23 protein-coding genes, 1 tRNA gene and 1 pseudogene are annotated in these 20309 nt (G+C 69.9%); 11 read left to right on the top strand and 14 right to left on the bottom strand.

All coding sequences use genetic code 11. From position 1 onward, the window contains the following. Positions 1-10: 10 nt before the first annotated feature. Complete coding sequence (locus ABD292_RS24760; RefSeq protein ID WP_344211134.1) at positions 11-628, bottom strand: RcpC/CpaB family pilus assembly protein; 618 nt, start codon at positions 626-628, stop codon at positions 11-13. After that, positions 625-1431 (bottom strand): S-methyl-5'-thioadenosine phosphorylase, encoded by an 807-nt coding sequence (locus ABD292_RS24755; RefSeq protein ID WP_344211132.1) that lies wholly within the window; start codon positions 1429-1431, stop codon positions 625-627. The genes ABD292_RS24760 and ABD292_RS24755 overlap by 4 nt, the downstream gene beginning before the upstream one ends. A 115-nt stretch (positions 1432-1546) precedes the next feature. On the opposite strand from ABD292_RS24755, the gene ABD292_RS24750 reads away from it, so the two are divergent. Together ABD292_RS24750 and ABD292_RS24745 are read left to right on the top strand one after the other, a co-directional pair. Continuing rightward, positions 1547-3262 (top strand): MDR family MFS transporter, encoded by a 1716-nt coding sequence (locus ABD292_RS24750; RefSeq protein WP_344211130.1) that lies wholly within the window; start codon positions 1547-1549, stop codon positions 3260-3262. A 1329-nt stretch (positions 3263-4591) separates the two neighbouring features. Further along, on the top strand, positions 4592-4771 hold the full coding sequence (locus ABD292_RS24745; protein ID WP_344211665.1) for a hypothetical protein: 180 nt from the start codon (positions 4592-4594) through the stop codon (positions 4769-4771). A gap of 62 nt (positions 4772-4833) precedes the next feature. Here ABD292_RS24745 and ABD292_RS24740 read toward each other — a convergent pair. The 3 genes and pseudogenes from ABD292_RS24740 to ABD292_RS24730 all read right to left on the bottom strand — a co-directional run. Beyond that, a pseudogene (locus ABD292_RS24740) lies at positions 4834-4926 on the bottom strand (FmdB family zinc ribbon protein); the annotation flags it as partial. A 69-nt stretch (positions 4927-4995) separates the two neighbouring features. Then, a complete protein-coding gene (locus tag ABD292_RS24735; protein ID WP_344211128.1) occupies positions 4996-6501 on the bottom strand; it encodes a potassium/proton antiporter in 1506 nt (501 codons plus the stop codon). Positions 6502-6525: 24 nt separating this feature from the next. After that, positions 6526-7095 carry a 5-formyltetrahydrofolate cyclo-ligase gene (locus ABD292_RS24730; protein ID WP_344211126.1) on the bottom strand — a complete coding sequence of 190 codons (570 nt, stop codon included), beginning with the start codon at positions 7093-7095 and terminating at the stop codon, positions 6526-6528. A gap of 24 nt (positions 7096-7119) precedes the next feature. Between ABD292_RS24730 and galU the strand changes: the two genes are divergently transcribed. The 7 genes from galU (at position 7120) to ABD292_RS24695 (ending at position 11763) form a co-directional block, all read left to right on the top strand. Beyond that, entirely contained in the window at positions 7120-8022 is a 903-nt protein-coding gene (gene galU, locus ABD292_RS24725; RefSeq protein ID WP_344211124.1) for a UTP--glucose-1-phosphate uridylyltransferase GalU, read from the top strand. Further along, positions 8009-9232 (top strand): molybdotransferase-like divisome protein Glp, encoded by a 1224-nt coding sequence (glp, locus tag ABD292_RS24720; RefSeq protein WP_344211122.1) that lies wholly within the window; start codon positions 8009-8011, stop codon positions 9230-9232. Before galU ends, glp begins: the two co-directional genes overlap by 14 nt. Beyond that, the gene (gene moaC, locus ABD292_RS24715) at positions 9229-9714 is read left to right on the top strand and encodes a cyclic pyranopterin monophosphate synthase MoaC (RefSeq protein WP_344211120.1); all 486 of its coding nucleotides are present in this window, start codon (positions 9229-9231) and stop codon (positions 9712-9714) included. The genes glp and moaC overlap by 4 nt, the downstream gene beginning before the upstream one ends. Continuing rightward, positions 9699-10196, top strand: a complete 498-nt coding sequence (locus tag ABD292_RS24710) for a MogA/MoaB family molybdenum cofactor biosynthesis protein (protein ID WP_344211118.1) — start codon at positions 9699-9701, stop codon at positions 10194-10196. The genes moaC and ABD292_RS24710 overlap by 16 nt, the downstream gene beginning before the upstream one ends. A gap of 48 nt (positions 10197-10244) precedes the next feature. Beyond that, positions 10245-10898, top strand: a complete 654-nt coding sequence (locus tag ABD292_RS24705; protein WP_329592790.1) for a GNAT family N-acetyltransferase — start codon at positions 10245-10247, stop codon at positions 10896-10898. 124 nt (positions 10899-11022) lie between these two features. After that, complete coding sequence (gene sepX / locus ABD292_RS24700; protein ID WP_344211116.1) at positions 11023-11640, top strand: divisome protein SepX/GlpR; 618 nt, start codon at positions 11023-11025, stop codon at positions 11638-11640. A gap of 49 nt (positions 11641-11689) precedes the next feature. Next, a tRNA-Ala gene (locus ABD292_RS24695) sits at positions 11690-11763 on the top strand. Positions 11764-11820: 57 nt separating this feature from the next. Here the strand turns inward: ABD292_RS24695 and ABD292_RS24690 are convergent. The 9 genes from ABD292_RS24690 to ABD292_RS24650 form a co-directional block, all read right to left on the bottom strand. Then, positions 11821-12213 (bottom strand): helix-turn-helix domain-containing protein, encoded by a 393-nt coding sequence (locus ABD292_RS24690; RefSeq protein WP_091086442.1) that lies wholly within the window; start codon positions 12211-12213, stop codon positions 11821-11823. Beyond that, positions 12210-13391, bottom strand: a complete 1182-nt coding sequence (locus tag ABD292_RS24685; protein WP_091086445.1) for a site-specific integrase — start codon at positions 13389-13391, stop codon at positions 12210-12212. Before ABD292_RS24685 ends, ABD292_RS24690 begins: the two co-directional genes overlap by 4 nt. After that, positions 13388-13573, bottom strand: a complete 186-nt coding sequence (locus tag ABD292_RS24680) for a helix-turn-helix domain-containing protein (protein WP_091086446.1) — start codon at positions 13571-13573, stop codon at positions 13388-13390. Before ABD292_RS24680 ends, ABD292_RS24685 begins: the two co-directional genes overlap by 4 nt. Next, positions 13563-14927, bottom strand: coding sequence for a replication initiator (locus ABD292_RS24675; RefSeq protein ID WP_245775076.1), 1365 nt, complete (start codon positions 14925-14927; stop codon positions 13563-13565). Before ABD292_RS24675 ends, ABD292_RS24680 begins: the two co-directional genes overlap by 11 nt. A 480-nt stretch (positions 14928-15407) precedes the next feature. Further along, positions 15408-15548 (bottom strand): hypothetical protein, encoded by a 141-nt coding sequence (locus tag ABD292_RS24670; protein ID WP_177240897.1) that lies wholly within the window; start codon positions 15546-15548, stop codon positions 15408-15410. Further along, positions 15545-15964, bottom strand: coding sequence for a hypothetical protein (locus ABD292_RS24665; RefSeq protein ID WP_344211110.1), 420 nt, complete (start codon positions 15962-15964; stop codon positions 15545-15547). The genes ABD292_RS24670 and ABD292_RS24665 overlap by 4 nt, the downstream gene beginning before the upstream one ends. After that, positions 15961-16638, bottom strand: a complete 678-nt coding sequence (locus ABD292_RS24660) for a DUF2637 domain-containing protein (RefSeq protein ID WP_344211108.1) — start codon at positions 16636-16638, stop codon at positions 15961-15963. Before ABD292_RS24660 ends, ABD292_RS24665 begins: the two co-directional genes overlap by 4 nt. A gap of 84 nt (positions 16639-16722) precedes the next feature. Next, positions 16723-18093, bottom strand: coding sequence for an FtsK/SpoIIIE domain-containing protein (locus ABD292_RS24655; protein WP_344211106.1), 1371 nt, complete (start codon positions 18091-18093; stop codon positions 16723-16725). Between the two features lie 97 nt (positions 18094-18190). Further along, positions 18191-18523: an SCO3933 family regulatory protein gene (locus tag ABD292_RS24650; protein WP_344211104.1), complete on the bottom strand. Its 333-nt coding sequence runs from the start codon at positions 18521-18523 to the stop codon at positions 18191-18193. A 138-nt stretch (positions 18524-18661) separates the two neighbouring features. Here ABD292_RS24650 and ABD292_RS24645 point away from each other — a divergent pair, with 138 nt between their 5' ends. Together ABD292_RS24645 and ABD292_RS24640 are read left to right on the top strand one after the other, a co-directional pair. Next, positions 18662-19504 (top strand): GntR family transcriptional regulator, encoded by an 843-nt coding sequence (locus ABD292_RS24645; protein ID WP_344211646.1) that lies wholly within the window; start codon positions 18662-18664, stop codon positions 19502-19504. Beyond that, positions 19501-20172, top strand: a complete 672-nt coding sequence (locus tag ABD292_RS24640) for an HAD family hydrolase (protein ID WP_344211102.1) — start codon at positions 19501-19503, stop codon at positions 20170-20172. The genes ABD292_RS24645 and ABD292_RS24640 overlap by 4 nt, the downstream gene beginning before the upstream one ends. The last annotated feature ends 137 nt before the right edge of the window (positions 20173-20309 follow it).

Genomic DNA, 20309 nt, shown 5'->3' with positions numbered 1-20309 from the left:
TTACTCTTCGCTAGGTTGGTGGTGGCAGGGTGATCGACAGGTGGGCGGTGGACTGGGCCGCTGCCAGCTCTGCGGCCTGGGTGGTTGTCGTGGCCAGGAGGAGAAGGGTGCCGCGTGGCGTGGACGACGAGAGGTCGCGCTGGGTGCGTGGCGGGGGGATCGTGATGACGGTCACGGCTTCGGCGATCGCGCGGGCGGGGGTGGGTGCGGTGGCTTGCGGCCAGGTGGCCAGGACGTTGACGGTGGCGCCTGGGGAGAGCAGGGCTGCGGCGTCGGGGTCGTTGACGCGTACCGGAGTGGCGACCATGCCCGGCGGGAGGCTGGCGTAGGCCGTCCTCAGCAGGCGGGCGTCGGTCAAAGGCTCGCCGCGGCGCATGGGGGACGTCAGGTGGTGGGTGGTGCCGGGGGCGAGGCGGCGGATCGCGCCGGCCGGTGGATGATTGAGGGGGACGGGGGTCAGGTCGGTGGGCGTCAGGGGGCCCGCGGGGAGGTCGTGGGCGGCCACCAGGACCGTCGCGGGCGGGGTGGGGCGGGTCGCCGCGTAGGCGGACAGGACGGCCAGGGCGGCGAGCGCCGCCGCGATGAGGCGGCGGCGACGGCCGTAGCGGACCAGCCAGCTCCTGATCACGGTAGGTCGAACGGGAGCTTGAGGCCGTCGAGTGCGCTGCCGCACGGGCAGGTGCGTTCCTCGGGAAGGGCCTGGACGGTGGCGGAGACCAGGGAGCGCATGCGGGTGACGTTTTGGGCGAAGAACTCGAGGACCTCGTCGTGGGTCACCCCCTGCCCCGCCTCGACGCCGGCGTCGAGATCGGTCACCAGGCAGAGGGACGTGTAACAGAGGGCCAGCTCGCGGGCCAGGATCGCCTCGGGGAAGCCGGTCATGCCGACGATGGACCAGCCGTTGGCGGCGAACCATTGGGACTCGGCGCGGGTCGAGAAACGGGGGCCCTCGATGACCACGAGGGTGCCGGCGTCGGCGGTGTGCCAGCCGGTGGCCCGGGCGGTGTCCGAGGCCGTCGCCCGGCCGGACGGGCAGTAAGGGTCGGCGAAGGAGACATGGACGGCGCCGCCGGTGTCGTAATAAGTCTGGACACGCCCTGAGGTGCGATCGACGAGCTGGTCGGGGATGACCATGGTGCCGGGGCCGTAATCGGCTCGCAGGGACCCTACGGCGCTCGGTGCGAGCACCTGGCGGACGCCGAGGGAGCGTAGCGCCCACAGGTTGGCGCGGTAGGGGATGCTGTGGGGCGGGAAGCGGTGATCGCGGCCGTGCCGAGGGATGAACGCCACCGAACGGGAGCCGATGCGCCCGACGGTGACGACGTCGCTCGGGGGGCCGTAGGGAGTGGCGAGCTCGATCTCCTCCGCGTCGTCGAGGAGGGAGTAGAAGCCGGAGCCGCCGATGACACCGATGTCTGCGCGAGTGACCATGGCGCAGAGAGTAGCCGGGTCGGTGCGGGGCCCGGTGCGGCCGAGCGGCGTTCTGTGGATAACGTGCCATCGTCGCAGTGCGTGAGAACATCAGTACGAAGAGTAGTATCGCCGCATGCGACAACAGCGTCTCGGTCTCATCATCGTCGCGCTCATGCTCGGCATGTTGCTGGCGGCGCTCGACCAGACGATCGTGTCCACGGCCCTGCCGACGATCGTGAGCGACCTGGGCGGGCTGGAGCAGCTGGCCTGGGTGGTCACGGGATACATGCTCGCCTCCACCGTCTCCACGCCCCTCTGGGGCAAACTGGGCGATCAGTACGGGCGCAAGCGCCTGTTCATCGGGGCCGTCGTCATCTTCCTGGTGGGATCGGCGCTCTGCGGGCTGAGCCGGAACATGGGGGAGCTCATCGCGTTCCGGGGGCTCCAGGGGCTCGGGGGCGGCGGGCTCATGGTGCTCGCGCAGGCGATCGTGGGTGACGTGGTGTCGGTCCGCGAACGGGGGCGTTACCAGGGGTTCTTCGGGGCGGTGTTCGCCGTTTCGAGCATCGTGGGGCCGCTGCTGGGCGGGGTGTTCGTGGACCGGCTGTCGTGGCATTGGGTCTTCTACGTGAACCTGCCGCTGGGCGCGGTCGCGTTGTTCGTGATCGCGACGGTGCTGCCCGGGGACCTCGCGCGGGCCAGGCACGCGATCGACTACGCCGGCGTCGTGCTGCTCGGTGCGGCCACGTCGTGCCTGGTGCTGGTCACCACGTGGGGCGGGACGACGTACGCCTGGACGTCGCCCGTGGTGGTGGGGCTGGCCGGGGCGGCGGTGGCGTTACTGGTCATGTGGGTGTTCGCGGAGCGGCGGGCGGCCGAGCCGGTGCTGCCGCTCGGGCTGTTCGGGCTGCGGGCGTTCTCCATGGCGTCGGCGGTGGGGTTCGTGGTGGGGTTCGGGATGTTCGGGGCGCTCACCTACCTGCCGCTCTACCTGCAGGTGGTGCACGGGGTCAGCCCGACGCTGTCGGGGGTCTACCTGCTGCCGATGATGGCGGGGATGCTGACCATGTCCATCGTGAGTGGGCAGATCATCACCCGGACGGGGAAATACCGGTTTCTGCCGATCGCGGGGACGTTGCTCGCGTCGGCCGGGCTGGTTCTGCTGTCGACGATGACGGAGCACAGCAGCCTGCTGACGATGGGGGTCTACCTGCTGGTCCTCGGGGTCGGGCTCGGGATGACCATGCAGGTGCTGGTGATAGTGGTGCAGAACGCGGTCGACTTCAAGGATCTCGGGGTGGTGACGTCCGGGGCGACGTTCTTCCGGTCGATCGGGGGGTCGTTCGGGGTGGCGGCGCTGGGGGCGGTGTTCGCGGCGACGCTGAACAGCGACCTGCGGGAGGCGTTGCGGGGGGCGCGGCTGCCGCCGGGGTTCGAGCCGCGGCGGGTGCAGGAGGACCCGACCGTCATCCAGCGACTGCCTCGGGAGCTGGCTGCAGATTTTCTGCACGTGTACGCGGACGCGATCGCGGCGGTGTTCCGGGTGGCGGCGCCGGTCGTGTTCGGGGCGTTCGTGCTGAGCTGGTTCATTCCGCAGACGCGGTTGCGGGAGACGACCAAGGCGGCGGACCTAGGGGAAGGGCTGGGGGCTACGTCGGCGGAGCGGTCGTCGCTGGCGGAGGTGGAGCGAGGGCTGATGCGGCTGGCTGCGGCGGGGATATTACGAGCGGCTCGGGGCGGCGGCGGGGCTCGACGCGATCTCGCCGCAGGGGGTGTGGGTGCTGGCGCGGTTGGCCGAGGGAGGGTGGGTGCGGGGGGACGAACTTGCCGAACGCGCGCAGAAGAGTAAGGAGTGGGGGCGTCCTTACGTCGATCAGCTCGTGGCGATGGGGTTGGTGCGGAGGTCGGAGGACGAGGAGGCGCTGCGGCTGACGGAGGAGGGGCAGCGGGCGGTGACGCGGTTGGTGGGGTGTTCGCGGGAGGGGTTGAGGCGGCTGGTCGCGGATTGGGGGGAGGATCCGCAGCTTGAGCGGATGGTGGATCAGGTGGCGCCGGAGTTGTTGGGGGCGCGAGGTGATCGGCCCCCGCCTTGAGGGGTGGCGTGCGGGATTGGGGTGCCGGGGGCGTGTTCACGGCCGCATGGGGGTTGGCGGGAGCACAAGTGATGAGGGTTTGGCGGGAGCATGAGTGCGGGCGGGCACGGGCCGGGGGAGGCCGCGGCACGCGAGCGGAGCAGAGGCCGTGGCACGCGAGCGGAGCAGAGGCCGTGGCACGCGAGCGGAGCGGAGGCTGGGGTGCCCGGTGGAGCGGAGGCTGACACGCCGGGCGGAGGCCGGCGTGTGGGCGGGGAAGGCCGGCACGCGGGCAGTCCAAGGCGGGGGTAGCGGGTGGGGCGGAGGCTGGCACACGGGCGGGGCCGGCATGCGGGCAGTCCAAGTCGGGGGTAGCGGGTGGGGCGGAGGCTGACACGCGGGCGGGGGTCGGCCCGCGGGCAGGGTGGCGGAAGGGACGCGGGCGAGCGTTGAGACATGGTGACGGCCATCGCGTGACCCTTCAAGGCGCAAACCAGATCGAAGGTGGGCACGTGATGGCCGCGGACAACAGTGTGGTGGACGGGAGGTGATCGGCGCAGCGGATGCCCGATTGGTGACCCCGACTTTGTTGTGACCCTAGGGGAGGGGCGTGCGGCTGGCGCGCGGTTGTGGGACGGTTTGCGCTGTTGTACGGACCCATGGTGGCCGCGTCGACGGGCCTGATGCGCGCGGCGGTCGAGGGGGCAGTTACGTCGTGACGTGGCTGCGGCGATGAGCCTGGTGGTGGGTACGGTCGTGGCGACGGTCAGGCTGTGGCGCTGCACGGCAGTGGTGCTGCGCGACCAGAGATGGTCAAGCTGCTGTGACCGGGTAGGTGGCGCTGCCGGGCCCGGGCAGGTGACGCTGCCGTGACGGGGCAGATCGGGCTGCTGGACCCGGGCAGGTCGGGCTGGACCCGGGCAGGTCGGGCTGCTGTGGCCGGGCAGGTCCGGCTTCCTCACGGGGCAGATCGGGCTGCTGTGATCGGGCAGGTCGGGCGCGGCCGTATGTGGTTGGGATAGGCCGGTTGGCTGCTTGTATGCGCGTCCCACGTACGAAGGCGGCCGGCCGGTACGGCACGAGGCCGTCCGGCGGGCGCGCGTCAGTTGGAGGCGGCGGCCGGGGCCGGCGTGGAGGAGGACGAGCTGGAGGAGCCCGAGGAGGACTTGCTCTCCGAGGACTTCGACCCGCCGTCCGAGGACGACCCGTTCGACGAGGAGCCGGACGATCCGTTCGACGAGGAGGTCGACGAAGAAGAGGACGACGTGCGGTTGTCGGTCCGGTAGAAGCCGGAGCCCTTGAACACGATGCCCACCGCGGAGAACACCTTCCGCAGGTTGCCCTCGCACTTCGGGCACACCGTCAAAGCGTCGTCCGTGAACTTCTGGACGACCTCGAGCTGCTCACCGCAGTCGTTACAGGCGTACTGGTAAGTCGGCACGCGGCTCCTCCTACAGACTCTGGCACTCGAGCGTTGCGACTGCTAATGGTAACCGATCCGGTCAAACGGCTATTCCAAACCTCGTTCTCCGTACCAGCCGGCCAGCTTGCCGCTGCGGCTGACGGCGCGCAGGCGGCGTTCGACCTGGTCACGGCAGGTTGCCGTGGTGACGATGAGGAGCTGGTCGTCGGATCTGATGCGGGTGGAGCCGCCGGGTACGAACGATTTGCCGTCCCGTACGACGAGGGTCACCTGGGCGTCGGAGGGCAGCCGCAGCTCGAAGATCTCCACGCCGTGCAGACGGGAGCCGGGCGGCACCTTGACCTGCAGCAGGTCGGCGTTGAGCTCCTCCAGCGGCGCGGACTCGACCGACAGGTCCCGCACCTCCCCTGGCGAGGTCACGCCGAGCACGCGGGCCACGAACGGCAGCGTCGGCCCCTGGACCAGCGTGAACACGATGACGATCACGAAGACCTGGTTGAAGATGTCCTTGGAGCCCTCGACGCCGGCCGCCCAGGGGATCGTGGCGAGCACGATGGGGATCGCGCCCCGCAGCCCCGCCCAGGACAGGAACGCCTGGTCGCGCCAGCTCACCCAGCCCAGCCGCAGCGCCCACGCGAAGGCCGCGCTGACCAGCACCGACAGCGGCCGGGCGAGGAGCACGAGGACGGTCCCGGTGATCAGCCCGGGCACGACCGCGGACGGCATCTCCTCGTGGCTGGCCATCATGCCGAGCATGACGAACAGCCCGATCTGCGCCAGCCAGGCCGCGCCCTCCGCGAACCCGCGGGTGGCGGCCCGGTGCGGCAGGCGCGAGTTGCCGAGGATCAGCGCCGTCAGGTAGACGGCCAGGAAGCCCGAGCCGTGCAGGAGCACGGCGCCGCCGTACGAGACGAAGGTGAGCGCGAGCACGGCGAGCGGGTAGAGGCCGGAGGCGGGGAGCGCGATGCGGCGGAGGGCGTAGGCGCCCGCGGGTCCGACGGCGAGGCCGATCGCGGCGCCGATGACGAGTTCGAGCCCGGTCTCGAAGAGGAACGTCCCGACGTCAGGCGCCTCGCGGACGGCGCTGCTGAGCAGGGTCACGGCGATGACGGTCGGGGCGTCGTTGAATCCGGACTCCGCCTCCAGGATGCCGGCCAGCCGCGGCGGCAGCGGCAGGCGGCGCAGGACGGAGAAGACCGCGGCGGCGTCCGTGGAGGCGAGGACGGCGCCGAGGAGCAGCGCGGTGTTGACGTCGAGGCCGAGGATGCCCTGGACGGCCAGCGCGACCACGACGATGCTGACCGTCACGCCGACCAGCGCCATGATCAACGCCATGGGCACGGACTTGCGTACGTGTGACCAGGTCGTGGTCAGGCCGCCCTCGGCCAGGATCAGCGCGAGCGCGGTGAGCCCGATCTGCTGGGCGAGCAACGGGTACTCGAACGACAGCCCGAGCCCGAAGTCGCCCAGCACGAGGCCGAACCCGAGGAAGATGAGGAGGCTCGGCAGGCCGCTGAAGTGCGCCACGCGCACGGAGACGATGGCCGCGATGACGATGGCCGCGCCGGCGAGCAGCCAGACATCATGCGTCATCCGGCCCCCTTCTCGTCCCCGCGGTCACATAAGACTAATGAGTCCCTCGGGTGTCATCGCGAAGCGGACCTGCTGGTCATGTGGCTCGGCCGGCACGCCGTCGAGCAGCTCGCCTGCGTGCAGCAGGGCCACGGTCGGGACGTTCGGGCCGACGCGGGCGAGGGCGCGGTCGTAGGAGCCGCCGCCGCGGCCGAGGCGTACGCCGGTCGTGCGGTCGACGGCGAGCGCGGGCACGATCACCAGCGCGGCGGTGCGGATGGCGTCGACGCCGCGGCGGGTGTCGACCGGCTCCATGATGCCGTGGCGGCCGGGGGCTAGCGTGTCCGGCCCGTCGTAGACCGCCCAGTCGAGGTCGTTGTCGTCGCGCAGCACCGGCAGCATGACGGTGGCTCCATGTTTCCAGAGAGCGAACACGAGCCCGTGCGTCTCCGGCTCCACCCCCGCCGACCAGTAGCAGGCCACCAGTCCGGCCATCTGGACCCACGGCTGGTCGAGCAGCGTTTCGCGGGCCTTGATGGCGTTTGCGCGTAGTTGGTCCGGGGAGAGAGAGGCGCGCGCCGCGTTCAGCTGACGACGGAGGTTCATCTTGTCCATAGGTCCCTCCACTAGGGTCTACTCATGGCTGACTTCGACCCTGTGACGAAAGCCGTCGTGCCCGCCGCGGGTCTGGGCACCCGGTTCCTTCCGGCGACCAAGGCGACACCCAAGGAGATGTTGCCCATCGTCGACAAGCCCGCGATCCAGTATGTCGTCGAGGAGGCCGCGTCCGCGGGCCTCCTGGACGTTCTGATGGTCACCGGCAAGAACAAGCGATCGATCGAGGACCACTTCGACCGCGCGTTCGAGCTTGAGGAGGTCCTTGAGGCCAAGGGCGATGAGCACCGGCTGTCCCAGGTCCGCGAGCCCGCGTCCCTGGCCACGCTGCACTACGTGCGGCAGGGTGAGCCCAAGGGACTCGGCCACGCCGTGCTCTGTGCCAAGCAGCACGTCGGCGACCATCCGTTCGCGTGCCTGCTCGGTGACGACCTCATTGACCGCCGTGACGCGCTGCTCAAGCGCATGATCGAGGTGCGCGACACCTATGGCGGCAGCGTGATCGCTCTGATGGAGGTGCCGAAGGAGCAGGTTTCCCTGTACGGCGTGGCGACGATCGAGGCGACCGCCGAGGACGACGTCGTGAAGGTGACCGACCTCGTGGAGAAGCCTCCGGCCGACGAGGCGCCCTCCAACTGGGCCATCATCGGGCGCTACGTGATCGACCCGGCGGTGTTCGAGGTGCTGGAGAACACCCCGCCGGGGCGCGGCGGCGAGATCCAGCTCACCGACGCGCTGCGCACGCTGGCCGGGCGCGGCTCCGAGGAGGGCGGCCCCGTGCACGGGGTGCTGTTCCGCGGGCGGCGCTACGACACCGGCGACAAGCTGGACTACCTGCGCACGGTGGTGAAGTTCGCGGCGGATCGGGAGGATCTGGCGGGCGAGTTCGTCCCGTGGCTGCGGGAGTTCCTCGATGAGGTCGGCTGATCCGGCTGGATCGGCGAGCGCGCTGAAGCCGGTCGAGGCGCACCTGGCCGACATCCTGGCCACGGTGCGCCCGCTCGCGCCCATCGAGCTCGACCTGGAGCAGTCGCTGGGGGCGACGCTGGCGGAGGAGGTCTCCGCGCCGGTGCCGCTCCCGCCGTTCGACAACTCGGCCATGGACGGCTATGCCGTACGGGCCGCCGACATCGCCGAGGTTCCGGTGACCCTGCCGGTGGTCGACGACGTCGCGGCCGGCTCCGACGAGCTGCGCGCCGTCGGGCCCGGCCACGCCGTACGCATCATGACCGGCGCGCCGCTGCCGGCCGGGGCCGACACCGTGGTCCCGGTCGAGTGGACGGACGGCGGGACGGTCTCCGTACGCATCGAGCGCTCCACCGGGCCGGGCAACGCGATCCGCCGGGCCGGCGAGGACGTCCAGTCCGGTGACGTCGTGCTCAAGCCGGGCACCCTGATCGGGCCCGCGCAGCTCGGCATCATCGCCGGGGTGGGGCGGCGGCGGGTGCTCGCGCGGCCGCGGCCCCGGGTGGTCGTCATCGCCACGGGCGCCGAGCTCGTGGAGCCGGGCGGGCAGCTCGGGCCCGGCCAGATCTGGGACTCCAACAGCTTCGCGCTGACCGCCGCGGTGCGGGAGGCGGGCGGGGAGGGGTTCCGGGCCGGGGCGGTCGGGGACGATCCCGCCGTGCTGCTCGACCGGCTCGACACCGACCTCGTACGCGCCGACGCCATCATCACCAGCGGTGGGGTGTCGATGGGCGCGTACGAACCGGTCAAGGAGGCCCTGTCGCCCCTCGGGACCGTACGCTTCGAGAAGGTGGCCATGCAGCCCGGGATGCCGCAGGGGTTCGGCGTGCTGGGGGACGACCAGGTGCCGATCTTCGCGCTGCCCGGCAATCCGGTGTCGTCGTTCGTGTCGTTCGTGCTGTTCGTCCGGCCGGCGCTGGCCAAGATGCGCGGGCTGCCGTCCGGCATGCCGGAGTCCGTCACCGCGTGCGTCACCGGGTCGTTGCGCTCGCCCGCGGGGCGGCGGTCCTACCTGCGGGGCGTGCTCGCCGCCGACGGCACGGTGTCGCCGGTGCACGGGCAGGGCTCCCACCAGCTCGCCGCGCTGGCCTCGGCGAACGCGCTGATCGTGGTGCCCGAGGACGTGACCGAGGTGCCCGCGGGGGCGGAGGTGGAGGTGATCCGGCTGTGACCGGACCGGACGCCGGCGGGCTCACGCACCTCGACGAGACCGGCGCCGCCCGCATGGTGGACGTCTCCGCCAAGGACGTCTCCGCGCGCAGCGCCGTCGCCACCGGGCGGGTGCTGCTGTCGGCCGAGACCGTCGCGCTGCTGCGTACGGGCGAGGTGCCCAAGGGCGACGCGCTGGGGGTGGCGCGGATCGCCGGCATCATGGGCGCGAAACGTACGCCGGACCTGATCCCGCTCTGCCATCCGATCGCGCTGCACGGCGTCAAGGTGACGCTGGACGTCGAGGACTGGGGCGTGGCGATCACCTGCCGGGTGAAGACGGCCGACCGCACCGGCGTGGAGATGGAGGCGCTGACGGCGGTGTCGGTGGCGGCGCTCGCGCTCATCGACATGGTCAAGGCGGTCGATCCGGGCGCGATGATCACCGACGTGCGCGTGGAGGAGAAGCTGGGCGGCAAGACCGGACGATGGACGCGGTCATGATGATGCGGGCGCTGGTGATCACGGTGTCGAACCGGGCGTCGGCCGGGATTTATGAGGATAAATCCGGGCCGTTGCTCGTACGGCTGCTGCGTGACGAGGCCGGCTGTGACGTCGTCGACGGCCCCGTGGTCGTCCCCGACGGCGAGCCGGTGGAGATGGCGCTGCGGGACGGCGTCCTCGGCGGCTACGAGGTCGTGGTCACCACCGGGGGCACCGGGCTGACGCCGATGGACCTCACGCCGGAGATGACCGCCCGCGTGATCTCCCGGGAGATCCCGGGCATCGCGGAGGCGATCCGGCAGGCCAATCGCGAGAAGGTCCCGACGTCGATCCTGTCCCGGGGGCTCGCGGGGCAGGCCGGCGACACCCTGATCGTCAACCTGCCCGGTTCGTCCGGCGGCGTAAGGGACGGTGTCGCCGTACTCGCGCCCATTCTGCGGCACGCCGTCGAGCAGATCCGCGGCGGCGATCACCCGCGCTGAGCACTACTTCGATCCGCGCGTGGCGACATCGTGCCCGTTGGGGGGATGATGAGAGTTGTGGATCGACTTCGCGGCTGGCCGGTGAGCCTCAACGAAGGGCCGGTCGGCCTCCGGCCGCTGCGGTTGGGCGACGTACGCGTGTGGCGGGAGACCAGGCTGCGCAACGCCGACTGGCTGCGCCCCTGGGAGCCGAGCAACCCCGAGACGCCTTTGTTCAGGACCGGGCTCGGCCCGTACGTGTCCATGGTCGGCACCCTGCGGCGGGAGGCCAGGCAGGGGCTCGCGCTGCCCTGGGTGGTCACGTACGAGGGGCGCTTCGCCGGACAGCTCACCGTCGGCGCCATCGTGTGGGGATCCGCCCGTTCCGCCCAGGTCGGCTACTGGATCGACGGCAAACTGGCCGGTCACGGCATCACCCCCACCGCCCTCGCCATGGCCGTCGACCACTGCTTCTTCACCACCGGTTTGCATCGGCTGGAGGCGAACATCCGCCCCGAGAACTCCGCCAGTCGTAGGGTGGTTGAGAAACTCGGATTCAGGGAAGAAGGCATTCGGCGTCGCCAACTTCACATCGACGGAGCCTGGCGCGACCACATTTGCTACGCGTTGACCGTCGAGGACGTCCCCGGCGGGCTGCTCGTACAGTGGCGTCGCGCCCGCGAGTCAGCGGCTCGCGGGGGGTCTTCTGTCGAAGAGGTTTGACGATCTCGCGACACACCGCACCGAATGCTCGTCAATCAGTGACACGCGGTCTTACGGTGCGTGACGTGAGCAGATTGAAGACGCAACGAGCCGACCCGCGTCTTCATGCTGCCCGGAGGTGGTCGTGAGCAGCGTCCTCCTCTATCTCGCCATCGTCGTGATGTGGCTGTGCGTCCTCATCCCGATGTGGCTGCGCAAGGACAAGACCAACCTCGCCGAGCTGGCCGAGCTCGAGGAGTACTACACCGGCGAGCACCAGCTCCCCGACCTCGACAACCTGGCCGCCGCCGCGGCGGCCGAGGGCTACGAGGACGACGCCGGCATCGGGCTGCTCACCGGGCCGCCCACGGGCGAGTTCGAGAAGGTCGACGTCCGGCAGTTCCGGCTCCGGCGACGGGCGATCATCGTGGCCCGGCGGCGCCGGCTGCTGTTCTTCTGCGTGCTGCTGGTGGTGGCGTCCGTGGTCACGGCGGCGGTCAAGATGATCCCTTGGTGGGGCGTGGCGCCGTCCGTGCTGGTCACGGTGGGCTACCTGTGCTTCCTGCGGGTCGCCGTACACGTGGACAAGGAGCGCCGCGAACGCGCCCGCCAGGCCCTCGCCGAACGCCGGCGCCGGGCCCGCCAGCGCCGCCAGGCCCTCGCCGAGGAGCCGCCGGCCGAGGTGATCGACCTGACGGCGCTGCACGAGGACGTGCTGTTCGACCAGTACGCGGAGCCGCCCAGGCGCGCGGTGGGGGACTGAAAGGGTGGCGCGAGAACCCTCGGGGGGATGCTAACCTAAACGAGTCCTTGGGGATGTAGCGCAGTCCGGTAGCGCACTTCGTTCGCATCGAAGGGGTCAGGGGTTCGAATCCCCTCATCTCCACCCAGGTCAAAGGCCGCTTCCAGGGCGTTGGAAGCGGCCTTTCGCGTTGCCGGGTGACTAACTGGGTGACTGTGCCTCGTCGCGTTCCGCTGGCAACCGGTAGCGGAGCCAGGCCACGTTGCCTATGGAGTCCCGTTGCCGGAGGCACCCGTAGAACATGAGCAGGGCGTCCTGTTGTTTTCGATCTAGTTTGGACTCTGCAATCGCTCGTTCCACATCATCACTGTCTGACTCGTCTCGATCGTTGGGGCTACGGTCGTAGAGCTGGCCCAGACGAATCTTAAGTATCTCCGTCAACTTGATCATCTGAGCATGGGTCGGAAGTCTCTTACCTTGCTCGAAGTCGGAGATGGCGGATTGAGACAGGCCGAGGTGATCGGCAATCACGCGCTGGTTCAGGCCCAATTCCTGCCGTCTGGACGCCAGGAGGTTCCCAAGGTCGCTACTCATGAGGGCATGGTGTGTGAGTCCCCATGATCTTTGTGGGCGGTATCGGATTTAGGTCTGAAGATGTTGTCCATCGCCTCGGCTCCCTCTAGCAACACTGGGCGGAGTTGTTTCCGGTAGACGGTCTCCGTCACGCTGGTGTTGCGGTGGCCGACCAGGCGTGAGATGGCTTCGATGGGCATGCCGGAGTCGGAGAGCAGCGAGACGAAGCTGTGCCGCATCTCGCGAGGTGTCCAGTCCTTCGGGTCGAGGCCGGCCTTTTTGACGATGGCTCGGAAGGAACGGCGGACGTTGTGCGCGTCGAGCTCCGTGCCGACCTTGGACGCGAACACGAGGTCGTTGTCCTGCCAGCGGTCGCCCGCCGCCTTCTTGGCCACGTCCTGGCGCTCGCGGTGGAGCTTGAGGGCATCCACGCAGCGCCTCGGCATCGCCAGGGTGCGGCGGGACTTCTTGGTCTTGGTGTCGCCTCCTTCACGGACGGAGCGCCAGACCATGATGGACGGCGGTGTGCCATCCAGGTTGACGTGCGACCAGGTGAGCGCGCGGAGTTCCTCCGTGCGAGCACCGAGGAGCAGCGACAGGACGACGTACGTATGCAGGGCTGTGCCCTCCGACGCCTTGAGAACGGCTTCGGCCTGGGCCAGGGTCAGCGACTTGGACGGGCGGCCCTCCTTCCCCTTCGGGATCTCGCACAGGAGCACGACGTTGCGCTTCACCTTGTCGCGGGCCTGAGCCCTTGAGATCGAGCGGACGAGGATGGATCGCAGTTCGCGCAGGGTACGGGTGCTGAGGTCCTTCGACTTGTCGGCCAGCCAGCGGTCAACGTCGTCCGCCGTCAGGTCCACGAGCTTGCGGGCGCCCAGGCCGGAGATGACGTGCTTGTTCGCGAGGATCTTGCACTTCTCCACCGTCGCGGCGTCTCGCCCGCTGAGCCCGTAGTCCAGCCAGTTCTGCACGGCGTCCGCCACGGTGTAGCCGGCCCCGGAGACCACCAGGCCGTCTTCGTAGTCGCGGATGATCTGCTTGAGCTTGTCCTTGGCGGCGGTCTTGGTCTTGCCGCTGGCCTTCTTGACGATGCGCTTCCCGGCCGGGGTGTAGCCGACCGTGACCGAGGCGATCCAGCGCTGGCGGGACTCGTCCCAGTGCAGGCCGCCGTCCCCGCGGCTGCGGCGTTTCGTCATGACGCCTCCTGCTGCAACAGGGCGATGTACTCGCGGAGGGCGCTCTCCGGGATCAGGCGGCAGCGGCCCTGCTTGACCGAGCGGAGGCGACCGGAGCGCAACTGCTCGTAGATGACGCTGCGGCTCATGCGGAGCTTCAGCATGGCGTCAGGAACGCGGTAGAGCTGGACGTCATCGGCCATGCTTGCCTCCTTCGTTGACGGTGGCGGCCAGGGCGGATTCGCCGGGTGTGAAGCCTTGTCCGGCGTACTTCCAGTGGGCGAGGACGAGAGTGCTGGTCGGGTCGTGTCTCAGGCGTTGCAGCTCTTGGGCCTCGCGGTACTCCACGCGGACTCGGCGCAGGGCGGTCAGGGTGGTGGAGTAGGCGCGGCTCTTGGTGGAGAAGTGGCCACGGAAGCCGAGCATGTGGGCCCATCGGCGCAGCCGGAGCGGGGCCAGGTCCGGGTGGGTGTCGGTGTCGCCGAGGTCCCAGGCGGTGCGGATCAGGCGGGCGGCGTGTTCGGTGACGCCATGGGTGTGCAGGTGGGCGAGGTCTTGCCGGGTGACGCGGCGGTCCAGGGTGCCGGAGGTCTCGGCGGCCTTGGTGGCGTACTTGGCGATGTAGCCCGCGACGGTGGCCTCGGACAGGGCGTCGGCGTCGAGGCCGGCGGTTTGGATCGGGCGTACGTCGATGGCGCCCCAGGTGAGCGGTTGCCCGGTTTCCGGGGCGGGCAGGCGGACGGCTTCGGCGGCAGACGTGATGGTGGTGGTGAGCAGGTCGAGGGTGGCCCAGGCGGGCGGGTTGGTGAGCGTGTCGCCCTCGCGGCCGTCGAGGCGGATGACGGCGTGGAAGTGGACGATGCCCCGGGCCTGGTACTCGGCGACCTTGGCGAAGGACAGGCGGGCGGTGTGGGCGAACTCCTTTCGGGTCAGGCCGGTGGCGGCGGCCAGGTGCTGACGGAGGTAGATGGTGAAGCGGTGCCAGAGGACGGCGGCGTGGGCGTTCCACAGGATGTGGCCGGTGTGGTCGTAGGTGTCGGGGTCGAGTGGTTGGCCTATGGTCGGGTCTCCCTTCTGGTGGCGGGTGAAGCAGGCCGGGCCGGTCCGGCGCGGGTGGCAGAGGTTGAGCGTGCCGTCCTTGTCGGGGCCTCGGTGAACGGGGCCGAAGGACGGGGCGGTGAGTGTGGCGAGGACGCGTGGGTGGGTGCGGACGATCTCCGGGACGCCCTTGTCTCCGCCGAGCAGGCCCGCGCGGATGAGGTGGAAGGTGTCTTGGCGGTAGGTCTCGGCGCAGGCCGGGCAGCGGGAGGCGCGGCGGTTGCCGCAGCGGATCAGGAGTTGGCCGTGTGGTTGGTCGCGGGTGGTGAAGGTGTGCAGGAGTTCGCCGGTGGTGCTGTTCAGGGTGGTGGATTCGCCGGTGAGGCGGATCGGGTCGGTGCAGCCGCGGAGCCGGTCGACCTGGTGAAGCCAGCGGGTGACGTCCTGGTTGGAGTGGCGGGCCAGGTCCCGAATGGCCGAACCAATGAGGTCGCTGAGCTGGGCGGGTGCTTCGGTCACTGAGCCTCCTCTCCGCTGCCTTCGCAGCACGGGCAGTAGATGACGAACAGTTGGTGGGTACGGGGCGAGCGGACGCGGACGGAGCCGTGGCCGTCGCATTCCGGACAGGGCCGGTCGCGCATACTGGAGTTCCTTCGTTGAGTGCGGAGGGTGACGCCCCACTGGGACGGCGGGCTGCCAGGCTTGAGCCGTCCCGTGGTGGCGTCGCCGGAGCTAGTCGCGGCTGTCGAGGTCGATGCCGGTGCCAGAGCAGTCGCGGCAGGTGTCGTCGTCGTGAAGGCCGGTGCCGTTGCAGGTGGCGCAGGCGTAGAACTGGATGATTCGGGTTCACCTCCTTGGCGGGTGCAGGGGCATGGCTCGTCGGGTGTGGTGGTGTCGCAGTCGGGCGGGTCGCCGTCGAAGTCGCAGCCGTACCGGGCGCAGCAGGCGCAGAACGGGCACGGCAAGCGGGTCATGATCGGGTGGGAGGGTGCTCGGAGATCACCGGGTGCCCTTTCCTCGGCAGGTCGGGCAGGTCTCCGAGACCTCGATGATCCATGTCTGGCCGGTGGGCTGAGGCTGGCTGCGATAGGCAGTGATGGTGCCGAAGCCAAGGCAGCGGCGGCAGTAGAGCCGCTTCACGACGTGGTGTCTCCTCTCACGGAGGTCCAGGCGGTGCGGTCGCCGTGGGCGTGGTTCATCGCGGCCAGGACGCGGACGAAGTTGATGGAGTCCAGGCCGGTGATCGCGGGGCCGAGTTCGACCGGCAACGCGTCGGCGATCGACAGGGCGATGCGCAGGACGGCGGCCTCGCTGCGGGAGCAGGGCATGCGGCCCCGGGAGAGGGCGTGGTGAGCGGACTGCCAGTCGATGATCACGAACGGGACGCGGTTGTACGTGGTGGTGATGTAGTCCATGGCGTAGCGGTGGAACTCCCGTCGCTGGAGCCACACGCCGTGGTGGATGAGCAGTTCGACGGCGGCCTCCAGGGCGAAGGAGCCTCGCGCCCAGGCGCGGGCGGCGTCGATCAGGTGAGGGAGGGTCAGCTCGTGAGTCATGCGACGGGTTCCTTCCGGAGGTGGGTGAGCAGGTCGGCGGCCAGGTCGGGCGAGACGTGCATGCGGGTGGCGAGCAGGTCACCGGTGATGGGCCGTTGGTGTGTGGCGTGGTGGTCGTCCGCCAGGCGGCGGGCGTAGGCGAGCAGCGCGGGCGACGGACCGGACTCGACCGCCGCTGATTCGGCAGGACCCGGAGCGGTCAGCGGGGCCGGGTCTAGCTGTGGCACCTCGACGGCCGCCACGGCTTCGGCGGGGCCGGGCTGTTCGTCGTCCATCGGTCCGGGAGGGGATCGGTGGGAGGCGCGGCGCTCCAGCATGGAGACCGCGACCAGGAAGGCGACGGCGGGTGTGGCGGCGGTGATCCAGCCCCACACGCTTGGGTGCGCGGTGGCCAGGTTGGCGGCCAGGGTGAGGACGATGCCGCCGGTCAGCACAAGTGCCGGCCATGAGAGCGGGCCGTGGCGGCGGCGGCCGGTGCGTTTGTCGCGCTGGAGTTCGCGGGCGGCCATGACGCACATCAAGTCGATGCACACGGCCACCGCCCAGGACTGCCAGCCGTGCTGCCCGTGGCGGTTGGCCAGGTCGCTGATGTGGGTGAAGGACCCGACAGCGGCGATGACCGCCAGGACGACGATGGGGCCGGTGTCGAGCAGGCGGGCGCGGATGCGTCCCATAAGAGGCACCTCCTTTCGGGTTCGGGCATGGGGCGGGTAGGGACCTGGCGAGATGAGGCCCACGCCGGGCCGGTGGGTGAGGGGTTAGGTGGGTTCGCCTTCGCGGGCGAGGGCTTCCAGTTCGGCGTCCGTGACGGTCACGGTGTCGGCGCCGGTGAGCAGGTCGGCCCAGGCGGGCGCGAGCTGGGCGTGCTGGGTGGCGGCGGCTTCGGCTGCTTCTTCGGTGACGTAGACGGAGCGGGCGCGGTACCAGCGGCCGTCATCGCCGACCACGATGGCGGTGCCGGGCATGTTGGCGGGGATCTGGCGGGCCGCGTCGAGAGCGGCCGGGTCGGTGTCGCCGAGGGTCATGGTGGCGGTCTCAGGGTCGTTGACCCGGTGGCAGATCCGGCCGGAGAGCTGGGAGCGCAGGGCGGTGACGCCGGGGCCGAGGTCGGAGCCGACCCGTTGCCCGCACACCACCAGGTAGACCCCGAACGCCCGGCCGAGCTGGGCGAGCCGGAGGAGTGCGGTGGCGGTGGTGGCGATCTCGTCCTTTTCGCCCTTGTGGGCCATCAGGAAAAGCTCGGCCACCTCGTCCACCAGGACCACGACCGGCGTCGGCCGCAGGTCCTCGGGCAGCTTCCAGACGTTGCGCGCCTTGTTCGCCCGGCACAGGGCCATGCGGGTCTTGACCAGGCAGATCAGATCGTTGAGCAGGCCGACGCATTCGGTCCGCTCGGTCGCGATGGCCGACAGGCGCGCCCCGTAGGCGGTCAGCTCCACTCCGCCCTTGAGGTCGAAGCCGACCAGCGCGACCGGTTGCGCGGACAGGCCGGTGATCAGGGCATTGAGCAGGGTGGACTTGCCGGACTGGGTCGCGCCGGTGATGAGCCAGTGCGGCACCGTACGGAAGTCGATCAGCCAGGGCGCGCCGGTCTCCAGCAGCCCGACCCGCACCCTCAGCAGCCCTTCAGACAGCAGCGGGACGCGGATCTCGGACAGTGGGTCACCACGGGTGGCCAGCAGCGTCACCCGACCCGGCCGGGAGCTGACGAGCCGGACGGAGTGGACGCGCCAGGCGTGCGCGAGATTGGACAGGCGGGCGGTGTAGTCGTCCGGCGTCTGGCCGTCCATGAGCGTCACGTTCACTCGGAACCCGAGGCGGTGCGGACGGATGAGGCCGAGCCGGGGCGGCTTGTCGATCTGCACCCGGCGGACCTTCCGCCGCAGTGCGAGTGAGATGGTGGCGTGGCCGACGACCGGTAGGCCGTCGAAGGTGTAGCGCCAGCGGCGCCGTTTGCGGGTCAGGGTGCAGCCGAGAGCGACGTTGCCCCAGGTGGCGTACACATGTGCGGTCTTGAGGGGGTAGCCGACGCAGAGCCAGAAGGAGACGGGGTGCAGCGCGTGCCACACCACCAGGACCGTGCAGACCGCGACGAGGATCACGGTCAGCGGGATCAGCCAGTCGGACATACTTGGAACGTTCCTTTCGTACCGCGAGAGGTCGGCTCCCAGGGGCGGGCGATTGGCCGGCAGGCGGTACGCCCGTCCCTGGGAGCCGGTGCAGCGGTCAGGCCGCCTTCGCTGCGGTGGCCGGGGCGATGGTCTCGGCGCGAAAGCCGAGGCCAGAGCGGCCGTTCATGGACCAGAAGAAGGCCGCCAGACCGACCGGGCGGACCTGCACGCCCTCGGGGATCTGCGGGAACGTCGCGCTGGGGAACGTCACCACGATCACCGGGTTGCGCCGGTCGTCGTTCGGCTTGGGCAGCAGCGGGATGGTGTAGAGCTCGCGCCCCTCGGCGTCGCGCTTGACCTCGCCGGTGGCGCGGTCGACGATCTTCGGCTCGGGCTCACCTGCGACGATGAACGACAGGCCGGTGATGTCGACGGGGATGTTACGCATGCTGATCTCCTCTGAAGGTTGCCTAACTTGGCTAGGCATCTTGCTGACGAGAATCATGTTGCCCAGCATGGCTAGCCATGTCAAGCATCTGCGAGTAACTGGACTAGGCAACCTAGGAGAACTAGGCTGTTTTGCGTGATGAGTCTCGATCCCGACGACCCCCGCCCGCCGTACCAGCAGGTCGCCAACGCCTTGCGCGCCGCGATCCTGACCAAAAAGTTCGAGCCGGGGGAGAAGCTGCCCTCAGGCCATGACCTGGCGAAGACGTACGGCGTAGCGCGCATGACCGTCCAGCAGGCCATCCGGCTGCTACGTGACGAGGGCCTGGTCGTCTCCCGCCAGGGCAGCGGCGTGTTCGTCCGCGAACGCACCGAACGGCCGGTCGAGCTGCGCCCGCACATCGAGCGGGCCTTCGAGGAGCCGAACGTCGCCATCGACTTCGCCGGCTTCTCCGGCGAGACCCTCAACGGGATGCTTCAAGAACCTCTTGACAAGATCCGCCTCGGACGGCTCACCCCCGAGTCCATCGCCATCCGCATCCTGGTCCCCGACATGGAGCACCCCATGTCCCTGCCCTGCCGCGCGGAGGACCTGAGCGACGACCCGGTGATCCGCACCCGCGCCCTGCGCATCCAGCAGCGCAGCGTCCAGGCCATCGCCGACGCCGTACACGAACTGGCGGACCTCGGCCTGGTCAAGACCGCCGCCGTGCAGGTACGCGTCCACCAGACCGCACCCGCGTTCAAGTTCTACGTGATCAACCGCCAGCGGGTGTTCTTCGGCTTCTACCCCGTCGTCAAGCACACCGTCCGCATCAAGGGCGAACCCCACGAGCTGTACGACGTCATGGGCAAGGACGCCCTGCTCTTCCACTACGAGATCACCGAAGACCCCACCTCGATGGCCTCGCAGTACGTCACCGAGACCCGCCGCTGGTTCGACAGCATGTGGACCACCATCAGCCGCGAGATCGACCTATGACCAGCGCCGCCGAACTCGTCCGCCAGGCCCACGCCATCCTGCTCGACTTCGACGGCCCCGTGTGCAGCATCTTCGCCGGACTGCCCGCGCCCGTGGTCGCGGCCCGACTCAAGCAAGTGCTCGTCAAGGAGGGCGCGGAACTTCCGGAGGATGTCGAGGCGCTGGACGACCCGCTCAAGGTGCTACGCCGTACCGCCGACATCGCACCGGAACTGGTCGACAAGGTGGAGACCGCCCTCATGGGCAACGAGGTCGAGGCCGCAACTAGCGCCGAGATCACACCCGGCGTCCGCGACTTTCTCGAAGCGTGCGCAGAGGCCGGCAAGCCGGTCGCCATCGTGAGCAACAACTCCGCACCCGCCATCGAGACGTTCCTTGCTCTGGCCGACTTGGGCGAGTGGGTCACCGCGGTTTCCGGGCGACCGATCGGGGCGCCGGAGCAGATGAAGCCACACCCGCAGTCAGTGCTGTGGGCATGCAAGGCGCTGGGCGTCGAACCGAACCGGGCCGTGCTGATCGGGGATTCCGACTTCGACATGCAGGCCGCGCGCCACGCCGGAACCCGCAGCATCGCCTATGCCAAGGCACCAGGAAAGGCCGACAGGCTCACGCAGGCGGGAGCCGATGCGGTGACCGGCAGCATCGCCGAACTGATCGAGCAGCAGTAGCAGAGCAAGATCGGCAAGCTTGCAGGGCGGTGCATGATTCAAACCTTCCCTACGTCATCAAGCCGCCGCCCGATGGGCGGCGGGCGGCCGGGCGGTCCGGGCGGGCGTGCGGCCTCTCCGGGCCGGTCCCGCCCGGC

Origin of the sequence: Nonomuraea bangladeshensis (genome assembly GCF_039529455.1) — a bacterium.
In the GTDB taxonomy this organism is placed as follows: Bacteria; Actinomycetota; Actinomycetes; order Streptosporangiales; family Streptosporangiaceae; genus Nonomuraea; species Nonomuraea bangladeshensis.
Note: the sequence above shows the minus strand (reverse complement) of the source record. Positions and strands in the feature narration are given on the sequence as shown.

Bases quoted from the DNA above. Each gene is read 5' to 3' on its own strand.
- ABD292_RS24755 (WP_344211132.1), bottom strand. From the start codon at position 1,431: ATGGTCACTCGCGCAGACATCGGTGTCATCGGCGGCTCCGGCTTCTAC.
- ABD292_RS24750 (WP_344211130.1), top strand. From the start codon at position 1,547: ATGCGACAACAGCGTCTCGGTCTCATCATCGTCGCGCTCATGCTCGGC.
- ABD292_RS24735 (WP_344211128.1), bottom strand. From the start codon at position 6,501: ATGACGCATGATGTCTGGCTGCTCGCCGGCGCGGCCATCGTCATCGCG.
- ABD292_RS24730 (WP_344211126.1), bottom strand. From the start codon at position 7,095: ATGGACAAGATGAACCTCCGTCGTCAGCTGAACGCGGCGCGCGCCTCT.
- galU (WP_344211124.1), top strand. From the start codon at position 7,120: ATGGCTGACTTCGACCCTGTGACGAAAGCCGTCGTGCCCGCCGCGGGT.
- glp (WP_344211122.1), top strand. From the start codon at position 8,009: ATGAGGTCGGCTGATCCGGCTGGATCGGCGAGCGCGCTGAAGCCGGTC.
- ABD292_RS24710 (WP_344211118.1), top strand. From the start codon at position 9,699: ATGGACGCGGTCATGATGATGCGGGCGCTGGTGATCACGGTGTCGAAC.
- ABD292_RS24705 (WP_329592790.1), top strand. From the start codon at position 10,245: ATGAGAGTTGTGGATCGACTTCGCGGCTGGCCGGTGAGCCTCAACGAA.
- ABD292_RS24690 (WP_091086442.1), bottom strand. From the start codon at position 12,213: ATGAGTAGCGACCTTGGGAACCTCCTGGCGTCCAGACGGCAGGAATTG.
- ABD292_RS24685 (WP_091086445.1), bottom strand. From the start codon at position 13,391: ATGACGAAACGCCGCAGCCGCGGGGACGGCGGCCTGCACTGGGACGAG.
- ABD292_RS24680 (WP_091086446.1), bottom strand. From the start codon at position 13,573: ATGGCCGATGACGTCCAGCTCTACCGCGTTCCTGACGCCATGCTGAAG.
- ABD292_RS24665 (WP_344211110.1), bottom strand. From the start codon at position 15,964: ATGACTCACGAGCTGACCCTCCCTCACCTGATCGACGCCGCCCGCGCC.
- ABD292_RS24660 (WP_344211108.1), bottom strand. From the start codon at position 16,638: ATGGGACGCATCCGCGCCCGCCTGCTCGACACCGGCCCCATCGTCGTC.
- ABD292_RS24655 (WP_344211106.1), bottom strand. From the start codon at position 18,093: ATGTCCGACTGGCTGATCCCGCTGACCGTGATCCTCGTCGCGGTCTGC.
- ABD292_RS24650 (WP_344211104.1), bottom strand. From the start codon at position 18,523: ATGCGTAACATCCCCGTCGACATCACCGGCCTGTCGTTCATCGTCGCA.
- ABD292_RS24645 (WP_344211646.1), top strand. From the start codon at position 18,662: ATGAGTCTCGATCCCGACGACCCCCGCCCGCCGTACCAGCAGGTCGCC.
- ABD292_RS24640 (WP_344211102.1), top strand. From the start codon at position 19,501: ATGACCAGCGCCGCCGAACTCGTCCGCCAGGCCCACGCCATCCTGCTC.